Genomic DNA, 18,218 nt, shown 5'->3' on the forward strand with positions numbered 1-18,218 from the left:
GACTCTCACGTCTCGATCACTCGCCCCTTCCCGAGGGCGATGATCCCGCCCGGAGAGACGGTGTAGAGCTCTCCGTCGCGGTCGGGGTTCACGCCGATCGTCGCGCCCGCCGGGACGTCCACGTTCTTGTCGAGGATGGCGCCTCGTACGACCGCACCGCGGCCGATGCGCACGTTGTCGTGCAGCACCGAGCCCTGGACGACGGCGCCCGGCTCGACGACGACGCCCGGCGAGAGCACCGAGCGGGTGACCTGCCCGCGGATGACGCAGCCGGGACTGACCACGGACTCCCCCGCGATACCGCCCGCCACGAATCGGGCGGGCGGCAGCTGGCCGGGGTGGGTGTAGATCGGCCAGTGCCGGTTGTACAGGTCGAAGGCGGGGGTGTCCGACACGAGGTCCATATGGGCCTCGTAGTACGCGTCCAGGGTTCCGACGTCCCGCCAGTAGCCGTGGTCGCGCGAGGTCTCGCCCGGTACGTGGTTGGCGTCGAAGTCGTAGAGCTGGGCGACTCCGCGTTCGGTGAGCATGGGCAGGATGGATCCGCCCATGTCGTGCACCGAGTCCCGGTCCTCCGCGTCCTGTTGCAGGGCGTCGATGAGGGCCTTGGTGGTGAAGATGTAGTTGCCCATGGACGCGAAAACCCGGCTCGGATCGTCGGGCAGTCCCGGCGGCGCGACGGGCTTCTCCTGGAAGCGTTCCACCCGCGTACTGCCCCGGGCCGGGGTGATGATGCCGAACGCGGAGGCCTCGACGCGCGGCACCCGGATGCCCGCCACGGTGACGGCTGCGCCGCTCTCGACGTGCTGCTCGAGCATCTGCCGCGGGTCCATGCGGTAGACGTGGTCGGCGCCGAACACCGCGATGTGGTCCGGCTGTTCGTCGTGCACGAGGTTCAGTGACTGCAGGATCGCGTCCGCGCTGCCCAGGTACCAGCGCGGGCCGAGCCGCTGCTGTGCGGGGACCGGCGTGACGTAGTTGCCGAGCAGGCTCGACATGCGCCAGGTGGTCGTCACGTGGCGGTCGAGGGAGTGCGACTTGTACTGGGTCAGTACGCAGATCCGCAGGATGCCCGCGTTGACCAGGTTGGACAGGACGAAGTCGACGAGCCGGTAGGTCCCGCCGAAGGTGACCGCTGGTTTGGCGCGATCGGTGGTGAGCGGCATGAGGCGCTTGCCCTCGCCTCCTGCCAGGACGATGCCGAGTACCGAAGGTCCACCACGCATGGGCCGCCCCCTTGGTCGTTGCCGAATGCGTATGTCTGGTCAGGCCGCGCTGTGCTTCAGGTGGTGAGTGACGGCCGTCCACGGGGTCACGCCGCCGGCCGGCGCCTGTCGAGCAGGCTCCGGTAGATCGCGTGGGTGGCTCGGGCCACTGTGTCCCAGCCGAACTCCCTTACTGCGCGGGCCCGTCCGGCCTCGCCGAGCGCTCGCGCCGTCGACGGTTCGGCGACCAGCCGGTTCACCGCGTCCGCGAGCCCGGTCTCGAAGTGGTCCGTGGCCGCCTCGTCGTACGGCACGAGCAATCCGGTCACGCCGTGCTCGACCACCTCCGGAATGCCGCCGACATCGGACGCGACCACGGCGGCACCGCACGCCATGGCCTCCAGATTGACGATGCCAAGAGGTTCGTACACCGACGGGCACACGAAAGCCGCCGCGTGGCTGAGGAGTTGCACGATCTCGTCACGCGGCAGCATGGCGGGGATCCAGTGCACGCCACGTCGACTTTCACTCAACTCCGCATACAGCGCCCGGAATTCGGCGTCCGTCTCGGGAGTGTCCGCGGCGCCGGCGCACAGCACCAGCTGGAGGGCCGGGTCGAAGTGCCGGGCCGCACGCAGTAGATGGGGCACCCCTTTCTGGCGGGTGATGCGGCCGACGAACAGGAGGTACGGGCGGTCGGCGTCGATGCCGTGCCGTGCGAGGGTGCCGGTGCCCGGGTCGGGCCGGTAGAGACGGGTGTCGATGCCGTTGTGCACCACGTGCACGCGGGCGGGGTCCACCGCCGGGTAGCAGTCGAGGATGTCCGTACGCATTCCGTGGGACACGGCGATCACCGCGTCGGCTGCCTCCAGGGCGGTGCGTTCGGCCCAGGAGGACAGGGCGTAGCCGCCTCCGAGCTGTTCGGCCTTCCAGGGCCGGAGCGGTTCGAGCGAGTGCGCGGTGGCGACGTGCGGGACGCCGTGCAGCAGGGCGGCGAGGTGGCCGGCGAGGTTCGCGTACCAGGTGTGCGAGTGGACCAGGTCACGGCCGGCGAGGGCCGCGGCCATGGACAGGTCGACGGAGAACGTCCGCAGCACGTCGTTGGCATCGGCGAGGGTGCTCCAGGCGGAGTGCCGGACGACGCCGTCGCCGCGTCCCTCGCCCCAGCAGTGCACGGTCACATCGGCGAGCGACCGTAACTCCCTTGCCAGGAACTCCACATGGACTCCCGCGCCGCCATAGACGTCGGGCGGGTACTCACGGCTGAGCAGGCCCACTCTCACTCTCGGCCCTCCCGTCCGCCTGGCGTCGGCAGCTCCCTCATGGTCACCCAGAAGCGCTTCCGGGGGAAGAGCGGGGGACCCGCCAGTCCCCGCCCGACGGGGCGCCCGAAGCAGCCGCTTCGAGCGCCCCGGTGCGGCTGCTCAGGACAGGAGCTCCACGTAACCGTCGGTGCCGTGCACCCGGATGCGCCGGCCGTCCTTGATCCGCCGTGTCGCCTGCTCGACGCCCACCACTGCCGGCAGGCCGTACTCCCGGGCGATCACCGCGCCGTGCGTCATCAGGCCGCCCACCTCCGTCACCAGACCCGCGATCCCGACGAACAGGGGCGACCAGCTGGGGTCGGTGTGGGCGGTGACCAGGATGTCGTCCCCGTCGAGGTCGGCGTCCGCCATGTCGAGGACGACGCGGGCACGTCCCTCGACGGTCCCGGCGGAGACCGGGAGTCCGGCCAGGGCACCCTCCGGCACGTTGTCGCGCCGGTAGGCCCCCGTCACCGTCTCGCCGTGCGAGGTGAGGACCCGCGGGGGTCTGAGTGCCAGGTACGACCGGAACGCGTCCCTGCGCTCCTCGACGAGCCCGTCGTCCACCCGGTGCGAGCGCACCACGTCGTGGAGTTCCGGGAACGTGAGGTAGTGGATGTCCTCCGCGTCCCGCAGCACACCGTCCCGCACCAGGCGCTCAGCCTCCCCGAGCAGCGCCTTCCGGTAGACGAAGTAGCGGCTGATGATGCCGTACTTCGGATACTCCCGGTAGCCGGCGAAGGTCCGCAGCCGGTCGATCATCCGCTCCGCCTCGGCCGCCTTCCCTTCCCCGTCCGGCAGGGCGCGCAAGCGTGCCAGTACCTCCGCCGCCTTCAGCTGCGCCTTCTGCCGCCCTTGCTCGAAGCGCCGTTCGGCGGCGCCCGGTCCGAAGTTCCGGATGTTGTCGAGGAGTACGGGAACGAGCGTGGCGGGGCGCTCGCGCCAGCGGGGCCGGGTGATGTCGATCTCGCCGACGCAGCGCATGCCGTACCGGTCGAGGTAGGTCTCCAGGGCGTCACGCGCCTCGGTCCCGCCCGGGAGTCTCGCCAGGTCGTCGAGGAAGTCGTCGCCCTCCGCCCGCTGCAGGAACGCCACCACTTCCGCGTGCGGGCGGATGACGTCCGCGACATCGAGCAGGGCCAGGCCCATCTGGGACGTGATGTTGTCGGGCGCGGACAACGTGAGCGTGTCGGCGACGCTCTTCTCGCCCAGCCAGTCCGCGAGGTGGTCGTTGAGCCACCAGCCGGCCTCCATCCCCGCCATGATCGCCTGGTAGCTCAGCGGATCGGTCAGTACGCGCTTGTGCTCCTCGAAGGCCTCGAGCAGGAAGTCGAACAACGCCGGTCCGCGCTTCGTCCGGATGTCGCGTTCCAGGGCGGCGACGGAGGCCTCGTTACGTTCGATCAGTTCGGTGACGAGCGCGGGATCCGTCTCGATCGAGGTGGGCCGGCCGCCGGACTGCGGTGCGCCAGGCATCTCTTCGGGTGGTGCAGGGGCGAGGCCGTCGCGCTCGAGGACGGTCTCGAGGGCGTCTTTGGTCAGTGGGTCGCCGCGGCCCATGAGGTCGAGGAGCGCGGCGCGGCCGGCGGGCTCCGCGAGCCGCCGGGTGACGTCGACCCACAGCCGGCCGCCGGCGTGGTGCATGGGCGCCATGGCCGTCAGCTGCCATACGGACAGGCCCAGGGGCTTCATGGGGTCGGTCATCATCTGCTGGTGGCCGACGGAGACGTAGTAGTGCTTCGCCTCGTCGCCGTCGCCGTCCTCGGTCTCGGGTACGGGAAAGAGCGTGGTGATCGGCCGGCTCTGCACGATCTGGAACTCGTCGTCCGCCAGACACCATTCGATGTCCTGCGGGCGCCCGAAGTGCTCCTCGATCCGCCTCCCGATCCCGACGAGCCGTACGACGTCCTCGTCCGTCAGCGCGGGCTCCTCCTGGCGCTGCGGGTCGACTCCGACTTCCTGGGTGCCGCCGTCCGGCAGGCCGTGCACGGCACGCTGTTTGGCGGCGATCGTGCGCTCGACGACCTCGCCGTGCCGGACCCTGAAGACGTCCGGGTTCACCAGGCCGGAGACCAGAGCCTCACCGAGGCCGAACCCGGCGTCCACGGTGGCGACGGTCCGGTCGCCCGAGACGGGATCGGCCGTGAACAGGATCCCCGCCGCCTGTGGCAGCACCATCTCCTGCACGACGACGGCCATCCGCACCGTACGGTCGTCGACACCGCTCCGGCGGCGGTACGTCACGGCCCGCTCGGTGAACAGCGAGGCCCAGCACCGGCTGATGTGCCGCAGGATCGCCTGCGGCCCCACGACGTTCAGACAGGTGTCCTGCTGGCCGGCGGAGGAAGCGGTCGGCAGATCCTCCGCGGTCGCGCTGGAGCGCACCGCATAGGCTGCCTGCTCGCCGTGGCGGACGAGCGCGCCGGTGATCGCCGCCGCGAGATCGTCCGGCACGGTGATCGCCTCGATGGTGCGGCGGATCCGCGCGCTGAGCGTACGGATCCCCTCGCGGTCGTCCGGGGCCAGGCGCGACAGCTCGTCGAGCCGGTCGTCGAGCGTCGGCGCTTCAGCCATGATCCGTTCGAAGGCTTGTGTCGTCACGCAGAAGCCGCCCGGAACCCGGATGCCTTCGATCCGTGACAGCGCGCCCAGCTGCGCGCCCTTGCCGCCCGCGGCCGCGACCTGCGTCGCCTCGATCTCCTGCAGGTCCCACACGTAACCTTCGCTCACCGCGCCACCTCCGGGGCAGTCGTCCTCCGTCGCACAGCGCCGGCCCCTACAACGGCCGACGCCTCCCGATTCGACGCCATGGCGCCCCCGTATGCCGCCAACACACGCACGTCGTGCCCTCGTTTCCGCAGGTTGTGGACTCGGCGGACGATTGTGCGGCACCACGGGGGCCTTGCCGCAAGCCCCTAGGTGCGCTATAAGTTGAGAGTGGCAGGGAGAGGTCTCCCTGCCTTTCGCATGTCCCGGACCGAATCCGCCGCCTCGCCCCCGGGCGCGGCCACTGATTTCCGAAACGCCACGCGGGAACGTCCCCGCCTTGCGAGGGCGTTCGTCATCATGAGTGGTGATGACAAGCGATCATGACGCGCAGCAGAGTCCGCGGGCGGGTGTCCAGTGAGCCGTTCGCCGCGCCGCCCCTGCCCCGTATGCAAACGGTCCATCGCCGTCGTCGGCGGCATGATCTGGCGCCACGACCCACCCGAGAGCCAGCGGGCGAAACTGACCTCGTGCGACGGCTCGTGGGAACGGCCGACGGATCCGTGCCCGGGGCAACTCACCCTCGACGTCCCCGCGGTCGGCGAGGAGAGCGGGAACGACGGCGGGGCGACGCTGTTCTAGAGCGCGTCCGGAAAACGTGTCCGGAAAGTCGTGTGCGGTGCTCGCGGTGTGTGTTTGGTGCGTGCTCTCGGCACTCCGGCCGGGAGTCCTCGTACGGGACGTACTCGGGCTATCGGGCGGTGCGCCGAGAATGCGTACCGGGCGCCGTGAGTGCCGTGAGTGCGGTGCAGGACGTTCCTGACATGCCCTAGTCCCCGGACGCGGCCCGGCGGTTCGCCAGGCAGGTGCGGCGGTACGAGCGCGCCGCCCAGAGTCCCACCACGCCGGCGGGGAGAAGCACTCCGAGGTCCACCACGGGCGGGCGCCCGTCGGCCGCCCCCAGCACGACGGCGGCCAGTACCGCGACGCCGACGGTGGTCAGGGAAAAGACACCGACCTCTCCCCACCACTGTGCCGCGGTGGGTATCCCTTCGTTCCCCTGCTTCCGCATCAGGTATTCCTTTCTCGGCGATATTGCGGCGCCGCGCCCTTCGGGGTTTGCCCCAACTGCCGTGCTGCGCCTGCTTCATACCCGCGCATTCGGGCCGGCGACGTACTCCCGAGAGACGAGCGCTACCGCGTGAAGGTTGTGCGCCAGGAAAGTGCGAACGATCACATTGCCGGGACATGGGGGCGATGATCAAGCCGCGTTAAAGTCAACCCCGGCCGCCCCCGGTCAGGACCAGCAATGGTGGGGGCGGCCGCATGGATCGCATGAAGACGTCCCAGGTCATCGCAGGCGTCGAATCCGACCCCCACCTCCCCTGCTCTCTGTTCCACCACGCGTGCGTGCTACCGCACGACCGGCATACCAGCAGAGCTCACTCGATGCACCAGTGAGCCGGCTCGATTCCCAACGAACGTCGAGGAAACCGCATGACCCCCTCCTCCCGAACGGCAGCGGCGAAAACCGAGGCGAAGAGACTCCCCATCTGGGTGACTATCCTTGCCGGTATCGCCGTTTCCTTCATCTGCGGCGAGTTTTTCCACTTCCCCTACTGGGCGCGACTGGTGACGGTCGCCGTTGCCGCACTCGCACTGGAAGGCGTCAATCAATTCGTGCGCCGAAGGCTCCCGAGCAGCAGGCACTCAGGGTTGAATTCGCCAGGATGAATACGCCGTCGGCGGCCGAATTCCCTTGCGCCTGACCGAAGTTCACGCCGCCGTAGCGGACTCCGTCTCACCTCTGCCGGCTCCGCGGTGGCGCATCGAAGCAGCAGTCACCGCAGAGTCCGCCGCCGGGGCAGCGGTAGTAGAGGCAGCAACTACGCCGCCGGTGACGTGCGCCGGGCGCGGGCAGTGGCCCCTCGGCCCGCAGGCCCGGATGTACGAGCAGCGCTTCTGCGGCCTCCCGGCCTCCGGCAGCCACCTCCGGCCGGCCGGCCTTCCCGGCCCAGGTCTCCAGCTCGCGCACCGAACCGGCGAGTGCCGAGCCTGCGTTGCCCCGCAGAAGGCCGGGGGCGATGCGATAGTGGCGAGTCAACACGGCCGACAGAGGGGCGAGATGGCCCTCCCACAGCACCTCGGCGATCCGGTCCACGGGCAGCGGGTCGACGCGGTCGATCCACAGGTCGTCGGGGCTGGTCCCGTCCGGATCCCAGTACAGTCGCCGCGGATCGAGGTCGGGTACCGCGCAGAAGAGCGCGGCGCCGCCGACGGCGACCGAGCACAGGCGGGCGGCCAGACCGAGCTGCGCGACGGACACCCCGACCCGCACCTCCGGTGCCCTCAGCCGCGCCACCACCTTGCCGACCCGGTGACCGAGGGCCGCGCCTTCCCCCGCGTAGACCTCCGCGAGCGGTAGCGCGCCCCTGGGCGGTGCTCCGGTGCGCAGCGCGAAGAATCCACCGACGTTGCCGAGCTGTACGAGATCCACCCGGCCATGATCCCCGTCCCCGCGACATCTCGACACCCCGTCCCCGGACACCCATCGCCGATCACGCAGTGCATCCACCCCGCGACAGACAGGAGTTGGCCGGCCCGCCGTCCACTGCGCACGGGGTCCTCACCGCATCCGCCGGAGTCGGCCGGCGAGCGCGACCGGCCCGAACTCACCCGCCCGGTCCGGAAGTCGACCATCCACAGGACTACTCGGTCCCCGGAGTACTACGTCGGCGGTATGAGCAGGTGCCTGCTCAAGGACGACGACGGCAGGCGTCGGGCGCGACATGGTAGGACCATGGAAGCCGACCCGATGCCGCACGACCTGGCGAGGAGGGCCCGATGAGCGCACTGGCGCTGTCTGTGCTGCTGTCCCTCGTCTCCGCCCTGACCTACGCAGCGGGGGCGATCGTGCAGGAGCGGGTGGCCGTGACCACCCCCGGAAACTCCTACGCCCCGGTCCGCCGCCCGTCCTGGTGGATCGCCGTGGGCCTCAACGGCATCGGCGCCATCCTGCACGTCGCCGCTCTCGCGTTCGGTCCGCTCAGTCTCGTACAGCCGCTCGGTGCGCTGACGATCGTGTTCGCGCTGCCGCTGGCGGCGCTGTTCGTGGGGCGGCGGGCAGGCACGACCGCCTGGCGCGGCGCGATCATGGCGACGGTGGGCCTTGCGGGACTGCTCGCCCTCACGGGCACCGCCGACACCGGTTCGCTCGACGGCGGGGAGCGGATCCTCGTCGCCGTCACCACCTTCTCCGCGGTGGCCGTACTGATGGTGCTGGCGCACGCCGTGCACCGGCATCCCGTGGTGCGCAGTGTGCTCCTGGCCACCGCGGCCGGTGTCGCCTTCGGCATCGCCTCGGTCTTCACCAAGACGGTGGCGGTGGACTGGAGCGCCCACACGATGTCGGCCCGGCTGTCCAGCTTCGCCGTGATCGGCGTACTCGCTTCGGCCGGGCTCCTGCTCTCCCAGGCGTCCTACCGCGGCGCGGGCCTCGCAGCGCCGCTGGCCACGGTCACCGTGGTGAACCCGGTGGTGGCCGCTGCGGTCGGCATCACCCTCTTCGAGGAGTCGTTCCGGTACGGGTCGACGGGTACGGCCATCGCGCTCGGCTGCGGAGTGGTCGCCGCAGGCGGCCTGATACTGCTCACCACCGAGCGCATCGGCCGCACCCAGCCGGCGGCCGTCGAAGGCCCTCCGGCCCGACGGGACGATGCCGTGCCCGCGCAGGGCGGTGGGCGCCGGGAATCCGGTGCCAGGCGCGCGGAAGCCGAGGTGTTCGACGGACTCACGGCCCAGCTCCCCGCGCTGCCTCCCCCGTCCGGACTGCAGGACGCCCCGGCCATCGAGCACCTGTCGCCCGACGACGAGCCGGCCGGCGGCGGCCCTCACCGACCGTGCACGCACGCCGGCGGCGGCCGGGGCTGAGCACACGCCAAGGCACACAGCGGTTCACCTCGGCGACCCGGCGACGGGCCCCGACGCGCCCCTCAGTGCCGGCCGACGCGATAGTCGCCGGCCGGCTGGCAGGTGATGGCGTTCAAGCGGTTGAAGGCGTTGATGCAAGCGATCACGCACACCAGCTCGGCGAATTGATTGTCGTCGTAGTGCTTGGTGGCGCGCGCCCAGACCTCGTCCGGGACGCCACCGGCAGCGTCGGCCAGGCGGCTGCCTTCTTCGGCGAGTTCCAGAGCGGCCCGCTCGGCCTCGGTGAACACGGTGGCATCGCGCCAAGCGGCCGCCAGGTTCGGCCGCACCGACGTCTCTCCGGCGTGCGCGGCCTCCTTGGTGTGCATGTCGATGCAACCTGCGCAGCCGTTGATCTGACTGGCCCGGAGTTGACCAACTCCTGCGTCGCGAAGGGCACGGTCGGCTCCTCCAGCGCCTTGTTCGCAGCGATGAAGTGCTTGAGGACCTTGCCCGCGACCCGGCTGACGAGCGGGTTCAGACGTGCTTCCATCGACGCCTCCTCGTCAGAACGGAACGTTGCGTTCTCAAGTAGCTTCTTCCATGCCGAATTCGCCTGGCCGCTCCGCGCGCTCACATGCCGCGATCCTTCAGGCTGCACTCGACCTGTGCGCGGAACGGGGCTACTCAGCGGTGACCATGGAAGCGATCGCGCAGCGCGCGCGGGTCGGCAAGCCGACGCTGTACCGCTGGTGGCCCTCGAAAGGGAAACTGTTCCTCGCCGTGCTCACCGAGCGCCTCGGCGAGCCCTACTTCGCCATCGGCGACACGGGGGACCTGGTCGCCGATCTCCGCCGCTGGCTGCACGGCGTCGTCGATGAGCTCACCGACCCGGTGCTGGGCGACGTCGTCGCTTGGGTGGCCGGGACCGCGCAGCACGACACGGAACTCGCCACCATCCTGCAGGAACAGATCGACAACCTGCTGTCCGGCCGCAACCAGGAGCGCATCGGCGCCGGCCCGCGGGACGGACAACTGGCCAGTCTGGAGCCGCTGTTGGTCGAGGACCTCCTCGTCGCGCCGCTGTGGTACCGGCGGATGATCAGCGGTCGGCCGCTCACACGGGCCTACGCGGACACGGTCCTGGACACCCTGCTCGGCATCCACGGGACGCCTCCGTCGGGAACGGCGGGGAAGGCGGGGACGGCGGGGACGGCGGGGAAGGCGGGGAAGGCGGGGACGGCGGGGACGGCGGGGAAGGCGGGGAAGGACGAGACCGCCGAGGCATAGGCGCCCGGCGGTCTCTCGGGACCGGACGCCCGACGATTCGTGCGAGCCGATGACCCGTCGGCCTCGAAGCCCCTAGATGCGCACTCCCCCGGCCCTCAGGTACCGCAACGGGTCGACGTCGGCGCCGTAGCCGGGCCCCGTGCGGATCTCGAAGTGCAGGTGCGGGCCGGTGCTGTTGCCCGTGGTGCCGGAGCGGGCGATGCGCTGACCCGCACCCACGCTCTGGCCCGCCTTCACGTTGAGCGCGGACAGGTGCGCGTACTGGCTGTACTTGCCGTCCGTGTGCCGGATGACGACCTCGTAGCCGTAGCTGCCGCTCCAGCCCGCCGAGACGACCTTGCCCTGCGCGACCGCCTTGACCGAAGTCCCGGTGGCCACCGGGAAGTCGACACCTGTGTGGTAGCCGCTGGCCCAGGACCCGCCGGACGCGCGGTAGGGCGTACTGGGGCCGGCCGCGACCGGGGCCGACATGCCCTTGCTGCGGGAGCTCGCCTGCTCCGCCTTGTCGGGCTTGGCCTGCGGCTTGGACTGCGGCTTGGACTGCGGCTTCGACTCCGGCTTGGACTCGGGCTTCGACTCCGGCTTGGGGGCCGGCTTCGCGGCGGCGCGTTCGGGCTTCGCCGCGGGCTTGCCCTTGCCGTCGACCGTCAGCCGCTGGCCCGGGACGATCATGTCGGGGTCGCCGCCGATGACCTTGCGGTTCTCCGCGTAGAGCTGCTTCCAGCCGCCGTCGACCCGCTCCGAATCGGCGATCGTGGACAGGCTGTCGCCGCGTACCACGGTGTACATACCGCCCCGGCCGGCGTTCGACTGCGGCGTCGTCTCCGGCTTGGCGCGGCGCTCCTCGTCGGGTTTGTCGCGCGGCTGTACGGCGGGCTTCGCCGAGTCCTTGCCGCTCGAACCGCCGGGGTTGATGTCCGGCGCGTCGCCGCCCCGGGTCAGTCCGGCGCGGACCGAGCAGGCCGGCCAGGCACCGGGGCCTTGGCCCTTGAGGACCTTCTCGGCCACGGCTATCTGCTGGTCCTTGGAGGCCAGGTCGGCTCGCGGCGCGTAGCGCGTGCCGCCGTAGGCCTCCCAGGTGGACTGCTTGAACTGCAGGCCGCCGTAGTAGCCGTTACCCGTGTTGATCGACCAGTTGTTGGTCGACTCGCAGGCGGCGACCTTGTTCCAGGTGTCCACGTCGGCCGCTTGCGCGGCTCCACTGCCGAGGAGTGGCAGGGCCATACCGGCCCCGCCCGCCGTCACGGTGAGCGAGGCTCGGTTGATCCTGCTGGGCTGATAACGGCGGTGACGGCCGCGTAAGGCCATGATTCCCCCTGTAGTGCGCGCGACGGGAATCGCCAAGCTAATCGTCCCGAACAGTCCATGACAAGGGGGCGCGCGTGGCGCCAAGTCCGCCCCCTGTGCCGACAGTTGGCTTGATCAGCCCGTCAGGAGGGTCAGCCCCGCAGGTACTGAGGCAGCCAGCGCAGCTTCACGTCCTCCTGATACGGCCCGCCGCCTTCATGGTCGTTGAAGGAGTAGACCTCCATGGAACGCTCGCGTCCGGCATACGCGTTGAAGGCCGCGAACACCGTCGAGGGCGGGCAGGTCTGGTCCTCGAGCGCCGCGGAGAACAAGGCCGGAGCACGGCCCCGGGCGGCGAAGTTCACGCCGTCGAAGTAGGACAGCGTGCGGTACACGTTCTCGTGGTCCGACCGGCGGGCCTTGAGATAGATACCGATCTCCCGGTAGGGCATCCGGTCGGTGAGTGTGGTCGAGCGCCGGAAGTGGCACAGGAACGGCACGTCGGGGGCGATCGCCACGAGGTCGGGCACCAGACCGCCGACGGCGATGGTCACGCCGCCGCCCTGGCTGCCGCCGACCGCCGCGACACGGGAGGCGTCGACCAGCGGGTGCGAGCGTGCCGCCTCGACCGCACGGACCGCGTCCGTGTACAGCCGGCGGTAGTAGTACTCGTGCGGGTCCTCGATGCCGCGCGTCATGAAGCCGGACGTGGCCGGCGCGCTGCCGACCGGGTCGGCGGTGTCGCCCTGCGCGGCGTTGGAGCTGCCCTGACCGCGGGTGTCCATCACGAAGTGCGCGTATCCGGCGGTGGCCCAGAGCAGGTGCATGTGCGGCAGTCCGCGGCCGCCGCCGTACCCGATGTACTCGACCACCGCGGGCAGCGGCTCGCGGGCACCGGCCGGGAGTACCAGCCAGCCCTTGATGGGGTGCCCGCCGAAGCCGGCGAAGGTCACGTCGAAGACGTCGACGCCGGCGAGCGGGATGTCCACCCGCTCGAAGCGCGCGTCCAGGTCGTGCTCGCGGGCCTCGGCGAGGGTCTTCTCCCAGAAGGCGTCGAAGTCCTCGGGCTCCGGTACGTCGGGCCGGTACTCCTGCAGTTCGTCGAGCGGAAGGTCGAACAGAGCCATGGCTGGCACACTCCCCGGGCGCGCTGGTGGAAATATCGGCTCAGCCTAAAAGATCTCGCTCGTGCCGCCCCAGGGGGTTTCCCGCTCGAGTCCCGTTCCGTCCCGTTTCGCCACGTCCGCAGGCGGCACGCGGCCGCCTGCGGATACCTCGCGGGCCCTGCTCAGGACATCGGCCCCGGCTGCGGTTCCGGCGCCGGGTCGGGCCCCGGCGGCTGCGGGACCGGGGACGGCGGTGGCTGCGGGACAGGCGCGGGGTCCGGTCCCGGCACGGGCGAGGGGAACGGCTCGGGGCCCGGGCGCTCGGGACCGGGCTCGCCCGGACGTCCGGGTTCGGGACCGGGCTCCGGTCCGGGAGTCGGATCGCCCGGGCCGGGACCGGGGCCCGGCGGCGGCCCGGGGGCGGGCCCGGGTTCCGGTGCAGGACCCGGCGGTACGGGGTCGGGGATCGGATGGGTCATGAGGTGCTCCTCCATGCTCCGAGGCCGTGCGCCGTACACGCTCCCCGCCGCACGGCCCGTGTCGTCCCACTGTCTCCCGGCTCGGGTGCCCGCGCCCGGTGAACGCACTCTTGCGTGACGGCTCGGATCCGGGACCGGGTCCGGCCCGCGCCGGCCGCGGGTCCTTGATGTCACACCCGGACCCGGTCCGTACGTCGACCTGATGTGCGGCGCGATCGCGCCGTACGCCTGGGACGATGCCCACCGCCGTGCGAGGCAGGGCACAGCAGCACAGAAGGGGCGCCATGCCCGACACGTACAGGGCCGAGCAGACCGAGCACGAGGCGGAACGCGACGCGGACGCGCTGGCCGCACGCTTCGAGCAGGACCGCCCACGCCTGCGCTCCGTCGCCTACCGCATGCTCGGTTCGCTGAGCGAGGCGGAGGACGCCGTGCAGGAGGCGTGGATCCGCCTCGCGCGCACCGGTGACGGCGCACTGCGCGATGTCAGTGCGTGGCTGACCACGGTGGTCAGTCGGGTCTGTCTGGACATGCTGCGCTCCCGCACCGCTCGGCGCGAGGAGCCCTTGGACACCCATGTGCCGGACCCGGTCGTCACCGCGGCGACGGCTCCCGAGGAAGAGGCCGTGCTGACGGACTCGGTGGGCCTCGCGCTGCTCGTCGTGCTCGACCGGCTCGCCCCGGCGGAGCGGATCGCGTTCGTGCTGCACGATCTGTTCGCCGTACCGTTCGACTCCATCGCGCCGGTGGTGGACCGGACCCCGGCCGCGACCCGCCAACTCGCCAGCCGGGCCCGCAGACGGGTGCGCCGCGAAGGACCGGCGCCACAGAGCGACACGACGCGCAGGCGGCAGGTGGTGGAGGCGTTCCTCGCGGCCTCGCGCGCCGGCGACCTGGACGCACTCGTCGCGGTCCTCGACCCGGAGGTAGTGCTGCGAGTCGATGCGGGAGCCCTGGAAGGCGGGGTGTCCCACCTGGTGCGCGGCGCCGGGAAGGTCGCGGGACAGGCGGTCCGGTTCCGCCGGGTGGCGCCGTTCGCCCGGCTCGCTCTGGTGAACGGCGCTCCCGGGCTGGTCACCGCGCCGAACGGCGAGCCGGTCTCCGTCATGGACTTCACGATCCGGGACGGCCTGGTGGTGGAGATCAACCTGATCGCGGACCGCGCCCGGCTGCGGGACCTCGGTCTGCCGGACCTCGGCGTGGAGCAGGACGGCTGACCCGGGGGCCGGTCCGGGCCGGCAGGCCCGACCGGCCCCCGGCCCGCTCCGCTCAGGCCTTTCGGCTGATCCGGACGACGGGGATGTCCCGGTCCGTCTTCTCGCGGTAGCTCGCGTACGGGGCGAAGAGCTCGACGAGTCCGGGCCAGACGCGCTCCTTCTCCTCGGTCGAGAGGGTCGACGCGCGGGCCTCGAAGCGCTCGGGGCCGACCTGGATCCGTACGTCGGGCTCGGCCTGGAGATTGAGGTACCACTGCGGGTGCCGGTCGGAGCCGCCGTAGGAGGCGACGATCAGGTAGTCCTCGCCGTCGCGACCGTAGATGAGCACCGTGCGGCGCCACTGGCCGGTGCGACGGCCCCGGTAGTCGAGCAGCAGGCAGGGTGCGCCCTGCACGGTGGTGCCCTTGGTGCCGCCCGACTCCTCGTAGAGCCGGGCCTGTTCGGCGACCCAGCCCTCGGGGCTGACGGTGATGTCCTCGTCCTGTGCCATGCGCTGCCCTTTCGACGTGTGCGTAGGTGAGATGACGTGGTCCTGAGCCCGCCAACGTCTGCCGGGGCGCCAGGTGTTCCCGTACGCCCCGCTCTGATCAGCGGTGTTCGGGATCGGCGCCGAACTGCCGCACGACGTACGGGCGGAGCAGCACCCCGACGACGCCCGCACGTCCGGCGAGCGCGCCCGTCTCGCGAGCCCCCGAACCGGGGATGACCTTCTCCTCGTGCGCGGACTCGACCACAGTGTGCGCCGAAGCCAGGCGCGTCGGGACGGTCGAGTTCGAAGTGTCGATCGGGTTTCGGAGTACTCGACACGGCCCACGACTCCGCCCTCGGCGTGGGCCTCGAGCTTGCCGCTTCCCTGTCGTCCTTGATCGCGATGACCGTCAGTCACTGGCCCCGGTCTCCGCCCGGGCGGCCGGTTGCTCGCGCAGCGCGGCAGTAGCGCGTGTGTGAGTCACGCGGGCACGCGCGCGTGCGGGCTGCGTTCCGTGTCCGTCCCGGGAACCGGGGCGGAGGCATCGGCGCTGAGCTCGACGATCCGGTTGTCGGCGTCAACGTGCACGACGCTCGGCCGCAGCGTGCGCGCCTCGGCGTCGGCGACCTGCGCGTAACTGATCAGGATGACCTGGTCACCGGGGTGCACGAGGTGGGCCGCGGCACCGTTGATGCCGATCACCCCGGTGCCGCGTTCGCCCTCGATCACGTAGGTCTCGAGGCGTGCACCGTTGGTGATGTCGACGATGTGGACCAGTTCGCCGGGCAGCAGATCGGCGGCGTCCATCAGATCCGCGTCGACGGTCACGGACCCTACGTAGTGGAGATCGGCCTGGGTGACGGTTGCCCGGTGAATCTTGGACTTGAACATGGTTCGCAGCATGGAGTCACTCCCACAAGTCAGCTCCCTGCCTGCCTTGTTGCAGGTCAAGGGCTCGCGTAGGAGCGTACAGCGACCCCGCGTCAGCGAGTAGCTCTCCCCCGTGCGTCTCGGGACCTGGGTGCCCAGCGGTGGCACTCTGCGGCCGACCCCGCAGCGCCGCACGCCACGACCTCCATGCGCCTCGGGGCGGAGCGCCTCAGAACGGCCCCGTCTGCTGCCCGGGGCCGTTCGTGCCGCCGAGTCCGCGGGCGAGCCCCTGCTCGGCGGCTGCGCGCTCCGCCGCGCCGCGTTCTCCGGAGCCGCCCCTGCGCCGCACCACGGCCAGGCACGCTCCGATCGCCACCGCGAAAGCAACCACCATGCCGATAACGAAGATCATCAGTACCCCCCATTGATCCTTGGGACTCCCCGGCCCCACTGGTCCGCGACCGTGTTCTACCCAAACGTAGCCGGAGTACCCGCAGGTCATGCGCGCCCCGTAGAGCAAATGGCATCCAATGGCGCATATCCACCAACTACCGGAGCGGCCGCCACTCCGGAACCGACCGCACGCCCGTCCGTCGAGCGGCGAGAGGTTCCGTATTTGCACATGCCCGGGCAATAAATTAGCCTGCACATTGATGGGCAATTAAGTGGTGGCCGCAGTCATCCGCACCCGGCCACCGCACCGCCCGCACCGTCCCCTTGAGCCTCCGCTTCACCTCCTGCCGAGGAGCTTTTCGATGCCGCTCGTAGTGAAGACACCCGCCGAGAGAATGACCGCGCCCTACGCACGGCGCTGGTGGGCCCTGCTCCCGCTGTGCCTGAGCCTGCTGATCGTGGTCATGGCCAACACGTCCCTGATCGTGGCGGCGCCCGACATGACCAAGGACCTGGGTCTGTCCAGCAGTGACCTGCAGTGGGTCATCGACGGCTACACCGTGCCGTACGCCGCACTGATGCTGGTCCTGGGCTCACTCGGCGACAAATACAGCCGACGGGGCGCACTGGTGGCGGGCCTGCTGATCTTCGCGGGCGGCTCGGTGATGGGCAGCCTGGTGGACGAGGCCGGACTCGTGATCACCGCCCGCGCGGTCATGGGCATCGGTGCCGCGGTGGTCATGCCGGCCACCCTGTCCCTGCTCGTGGCCATGTTCCCGAGGTCGGAGCGCGGCAAGGCCATCACGGCCTGGAGCGCGACCTCTGGGCTCGCCATCGCCGTCGGCCCGCTGGCCGCAGGCTGGCTGCTGAAGAGCCATGCCTGGGGCTCCACCTTCCTGATGAACGTTCCCGTCGCGCTCATCGGCGTCGTGGCCGTACTGATGCTCGTGCCGCCGTCGAAGGCGCAGCACATGGGCCGTATCGACTACATCGGCGGACTGCTCTCCATCATCTCCGTCGGCGCCCTCGTCTACGCGATCATCGAGGGCCCGCACTTCGGCTGGGGATCCGGCCCCGTCGCGGCCGCCGTGGTCGCCGCCGTCGGTCTGCTGGCCTTCGTCGCCTGGGAGTTGCGCCATCCGCACCCCATGCTGAACGTGCGCAAGTTCAGGGAGCGCCCGTTCAGCGGATCGATGCTCGCGGTGCTGTTCTTCTTCTTCGGCACCTTCGGTTCGATCTACTACTCCACGCAGTTCCTGCAGTTCGTCCTCGGCTACAGCCCGCTGCAGACCGGAGTGCGGCTGCTGCCGCTGGCCGCTGCCGTCGGAGTCGGCGCCCTGGTGACCGGGCGGATGGCCCCGAAGCTCGGCGTGAGGCTGATGGTGGGGGCCGGCATGGTGATCGGCACGGCAGGCGTACTGCTGCTCACGCAGATCGAGTCGGGCTCCACGTACACCGACTTCCTGACTCCGCTGCTGATGCTCGGTTTCGCGATCGGTCTCAGCGTGGCCCCGGCGACCGACACCATCATGGGCAGCTTCCCCGAGTCGGAGCTGGGCGTCGGCGGCGGCGCCAATGACACCGCGCTCGAGCTCGGCGGCTCGCTGGGCATCGCGCTCCTCGGTTCGCTCCTCGCCACCTCGTACAAGGACGAGTTGGGCGACACGGTCGGGAACCGCCTGCCGGCGGAGGCCCTGAGTACCGCGCAGGATTCGGTGGGCGGCGGACTGGCCGTCGCCGAGCAGATCGCGAAGACGCCCGAGGGTGGAGCGCAGCAGGCCCAGGCACTGATCTCCGCGGTCAACGAGTCCTTCGCCCACGCCATCGCGCACACCAGCCTGCTCGGCGGCATCATCATGGCCGCCGGCGCACTGATCGTCATCGCGGTCCTGCCCGGCCGCAGACGGGGCGGCAAGCCCGCCCGGCAAGACGCGGACCAGGCACAGACGGAGACCGAGCCCGTGGGAACCACCTGAGTCGCAC

17 protein-coding genes and 1 pseudogene are annotated in these 18,218 nt (G+C 70.8%); 6 read left to right on the forward strand and 12 right to left on the reverse strand.

The genetic code is table 11. The annotated features are described in order from the left end of the window. Positions 1 to 5: 5 nt before the first annotated feature. The 3 genes from glgC to rph form a co-directional block, all read right to left on the reverse strand. The gene (gene glgC / locus DSC45_RS03745; protein WP_119287072.1) at positions 6 to 1,226 is read right to left on the reverse strand and encodes a glucose-1-phosphate adenylyltransferase; all 1,221 of its coding nucleotides are present in this window, start codon (positions 1,224 to 1,226) and stop codon (positions 6 to 8) included. 86 nt (positions 1,227 to 1,312) lie between these two features. Continuing rightward, positions 1,313 to 2,488, reverse strand: a complete 1,176-nt coding sequence (glgA, locus tag DSC45_RS03750) for a glycogen synthase (protein ID WP_119287073.1) — start codon at positions 2,486 to 2,488, stop codon at positions 1,313 to 1,315. 141 nt (positions 2,489 to 2,629) lie between these two features. Continuing rightward, positions 2,630 to 5,239 carry a rifamycin-inactivating phosphotransferase gene (gene rph / locus DSC45_RS03755; RefSeq protein ID WP_119287075.1) on the reverse strand — a complete coding sequence of 870 codons (2,610 nt, stop codon included), beginning with the start codon at positions 5,237 to 5,239 and terminating at the stop codon, positions 2,630 to 2,632. 456 nt (positions 5,240 to 5,695) lie between these two features. Between rph and DSC45_RS35615 the strand changes: the two genes are divergently transcribed. Further along, a complete protein-coding gene (locus DSC45_RS35615) occupies positions 5,696 to 5,857 on the forward strand; it encodes a hypothetical protein (protein ID WP_162929115.1) in 162 nt (53 codons plus the stop codon). Between the two features lie 187 nt (positions 5,858 to 6,044). On the opposite strand, the gene DSC45_RS03760 is transcribed toward DSC45_RS35615, so the two are convergent. Beyond that, complete coding sequence (locus DSC45_RS03760) at positions 6,045 to 6,287, reverse strand: hypothetical protein (protein ID WP_119287076.1); 243 nt, start codon at positions 6,285 to 6,287, stop codon at positions 6,045 to 6,047. A gap of 425 nt (positions 6,288 to 6,712) precedes the next feature. Here DSC45_RS03760 and DSC45_RS35620 point away from each other — a divergent pair, with 425 nt between their 5' ends. Continuing rightward, the gene (locus DSC45_RS35620) at positions 6,713 to 6,949 is read left to right on the forward strand and encodes a hypothetical protein (RefSeq protein WP_162929116.1); all 237 of its coding nucleotides are present in this window, start codon (positions 6,713 to 6,715) and stop codon (positions 6,947 to 6,949) included. A 67-nt stretch (positions 6,950 to 7,016) separates the two neighbouring features. Here DSC45_RS35620 and DSC45_RS03765 read toward each other — a convergent pair whose 3' ends face one another. Then, positions 7,017 to 7,712 (reverse strand): (2Fe-2S)-binding protein, encoded by a 696-nt coding sequence (locus tag DSC45_RS03765; protein WP_119287078.1) that lies wholly within the window; start codon positions 7,710 to 7,712, stop codon positions 7,017 to 7,019. Positions 7,713 to 8,059: 347 nt separating this feature from the next. On the opposite strand from DSC45_RS03765, the gene DSC45_RS03770 reads away from it, so the two are divergent. Then, positions 8,060 to 9,145 carry a DMT family transporter gene (locus DSC45_RS03770; protein WP_205571237.1) on the forward strand — a complete coding sequence of 362 codons (1,086 nt, stop codon included), beginning with the start codon at positions 8,060 to 8,062 and terminating at the stop codon, positions 9,143 to 9,145. A gap of 62 nt (positions 9,146 to 9,207) precedes the next feature. Here DSC45_RS03770 and DSC45_RS03775 read toward each other — a convergent pair. Beyond that, positions 9,208 to 9,677: pseudogene (locus DSC45_RS03775) on the reverse strand (carboxymuconolactone decarboxylase family protein). A 50-nt stretch (positions 9,678 to 9,727) separates the two neighbouring features. Here DSC45_RS03775 and DSC45_RS03780 point away from each other — a divergent pair. Further along, entirely contained in the window at positions 9,728 to 10,414 is a 687-nt protein-coding gene (locus tag DSC45_RS03780) for a TetR/AcrR family transcriptional regulator (RefSeq protein ID WP_119287079.1), read from the forward strand. Between the two features lie 72 nt (positions 10,415 to 10,486). On the opposite strand, the gene DSC45_RS03785 is transcribed toward DSC45_RS03780, so the two are convergent. Further along, positions 10,487 to 11,722: a transglycosylase family protein gene (locus DSC45_RS03785; protein ID WP_119287081.1), complete on the reverse strand. Its 1,236-nt coding sequence runs from the start codon at positions 11,720 to 11,722 to the stop codon at positions 10,487 to 10,489. 131 nt (positions 11,723 to 11,853) lie between these two features. Next, positions 11,854 to 12,828: an acetylxylan esterase gene (locus tag DSC45_RS03790; protein WP_119287083.1), complete on the reverse strand. Its 975-nt coding sequence runs from the start codon at positions 12,826 to 12,828 to the stop codon at positions 11,854 to 11,856. Between the two features lie 742 nt (positions 12,829 to 13,570). Between DSC45_RS03790 and sigJ the strand changes: the two genes are divergently transcribed. Beyond that, a complete protein-coding gene (gene sigJ, locus DSC45_RS03800) occupies positions 13,571 to 14,503 on the forward strand; it encodes an RNA polymerase sigma factor SigJ (RefSeq protein ID WP_119287085.1) in 933 nt (310 codons plus the stop codon). Between the two features lie 52 nt (positions 14,504 to 14,555). Here sigJ and DSC45_RS03805 read toward each other — a convergent pair whose 3' ends face one another. From DSC45_RS03805 to DSC45_RS03815, 4 genes are all read right to left on the reverse strand, one after another. Further along, positions 14,556 to 14,993: a nitroreductase family deazaflavin-dependent oxidoreductase gene (locus tag DSC45_RS03805; protein WP_119287086.1), complete on the reverse strand. Its 438-nt coding sequence runs from the start codon at positions 14,991 to 14,993 to the stop codon at positions 14,556 to 14,558. Between the two features lie 97 nt (positions 14,994 to 15,090). Continuing rightward, positions 15,091 to 15,237, reverse strand: coding sequence for a hypothetical protein (locus DSC45_RS35625; RefSeq protein WP_162929117.1), 147 nt, complete (start codon positions 15,235 to 15,237; stop codon positions 15,091 to 15,093). 215 nt (positions 15,238 to 15,452) lie between these two features. Then, complete coding sequence (gene panD, locus DSC45_RS03810) at positions 15,453 to 15,875, reverse strand: aspartate 1-decarboxylase (protein WP_119287088.1); 423 nt, start codon at positions 15,873 to 15,875, stop codon at positions 15,453 to 15,455. A gap of 196 nt (positions 15,876 to 16,071) precedes the next feature. After that, entirely contained in the window at positions 16,072 to 16,254 is a 183-nt protein-coding gene (locus DSC45_RS03815; protein WP_119287089.1) for a hypothetical protein, read from the reverse strand. Positions 16,255 to 16,597: 343 nt separating this feature from the next. Between DSC45_RS03815 and DSC45_RS03820 the strand changes: the two genes are divergently transcribed. Then, positions 16,598 to 18,211 (forward strand): MFS transporter, encoded by a 1,614-nt coding sequence (locus DSC45_RS03820; RefSeq protein WP_119287091.1) that lies wholly within the window; start codon positions 16,598 to 16,600, stop codon positions 18,209 to 18,211. The last annotated feature ends 7 nt before the right edge of the window (positions 18,212 to 18,218 follow it).

This window comes from Streptomyces sp. YIM 130001 (assembly GCF_003574445.1).
In the GTDB taxonomy this organism is placed as follows: domain Bacteria; phylum Actinomycetota; class Actinomycetes; order Streptomycetales; family Streptomycetaceae; genus Streptomyces.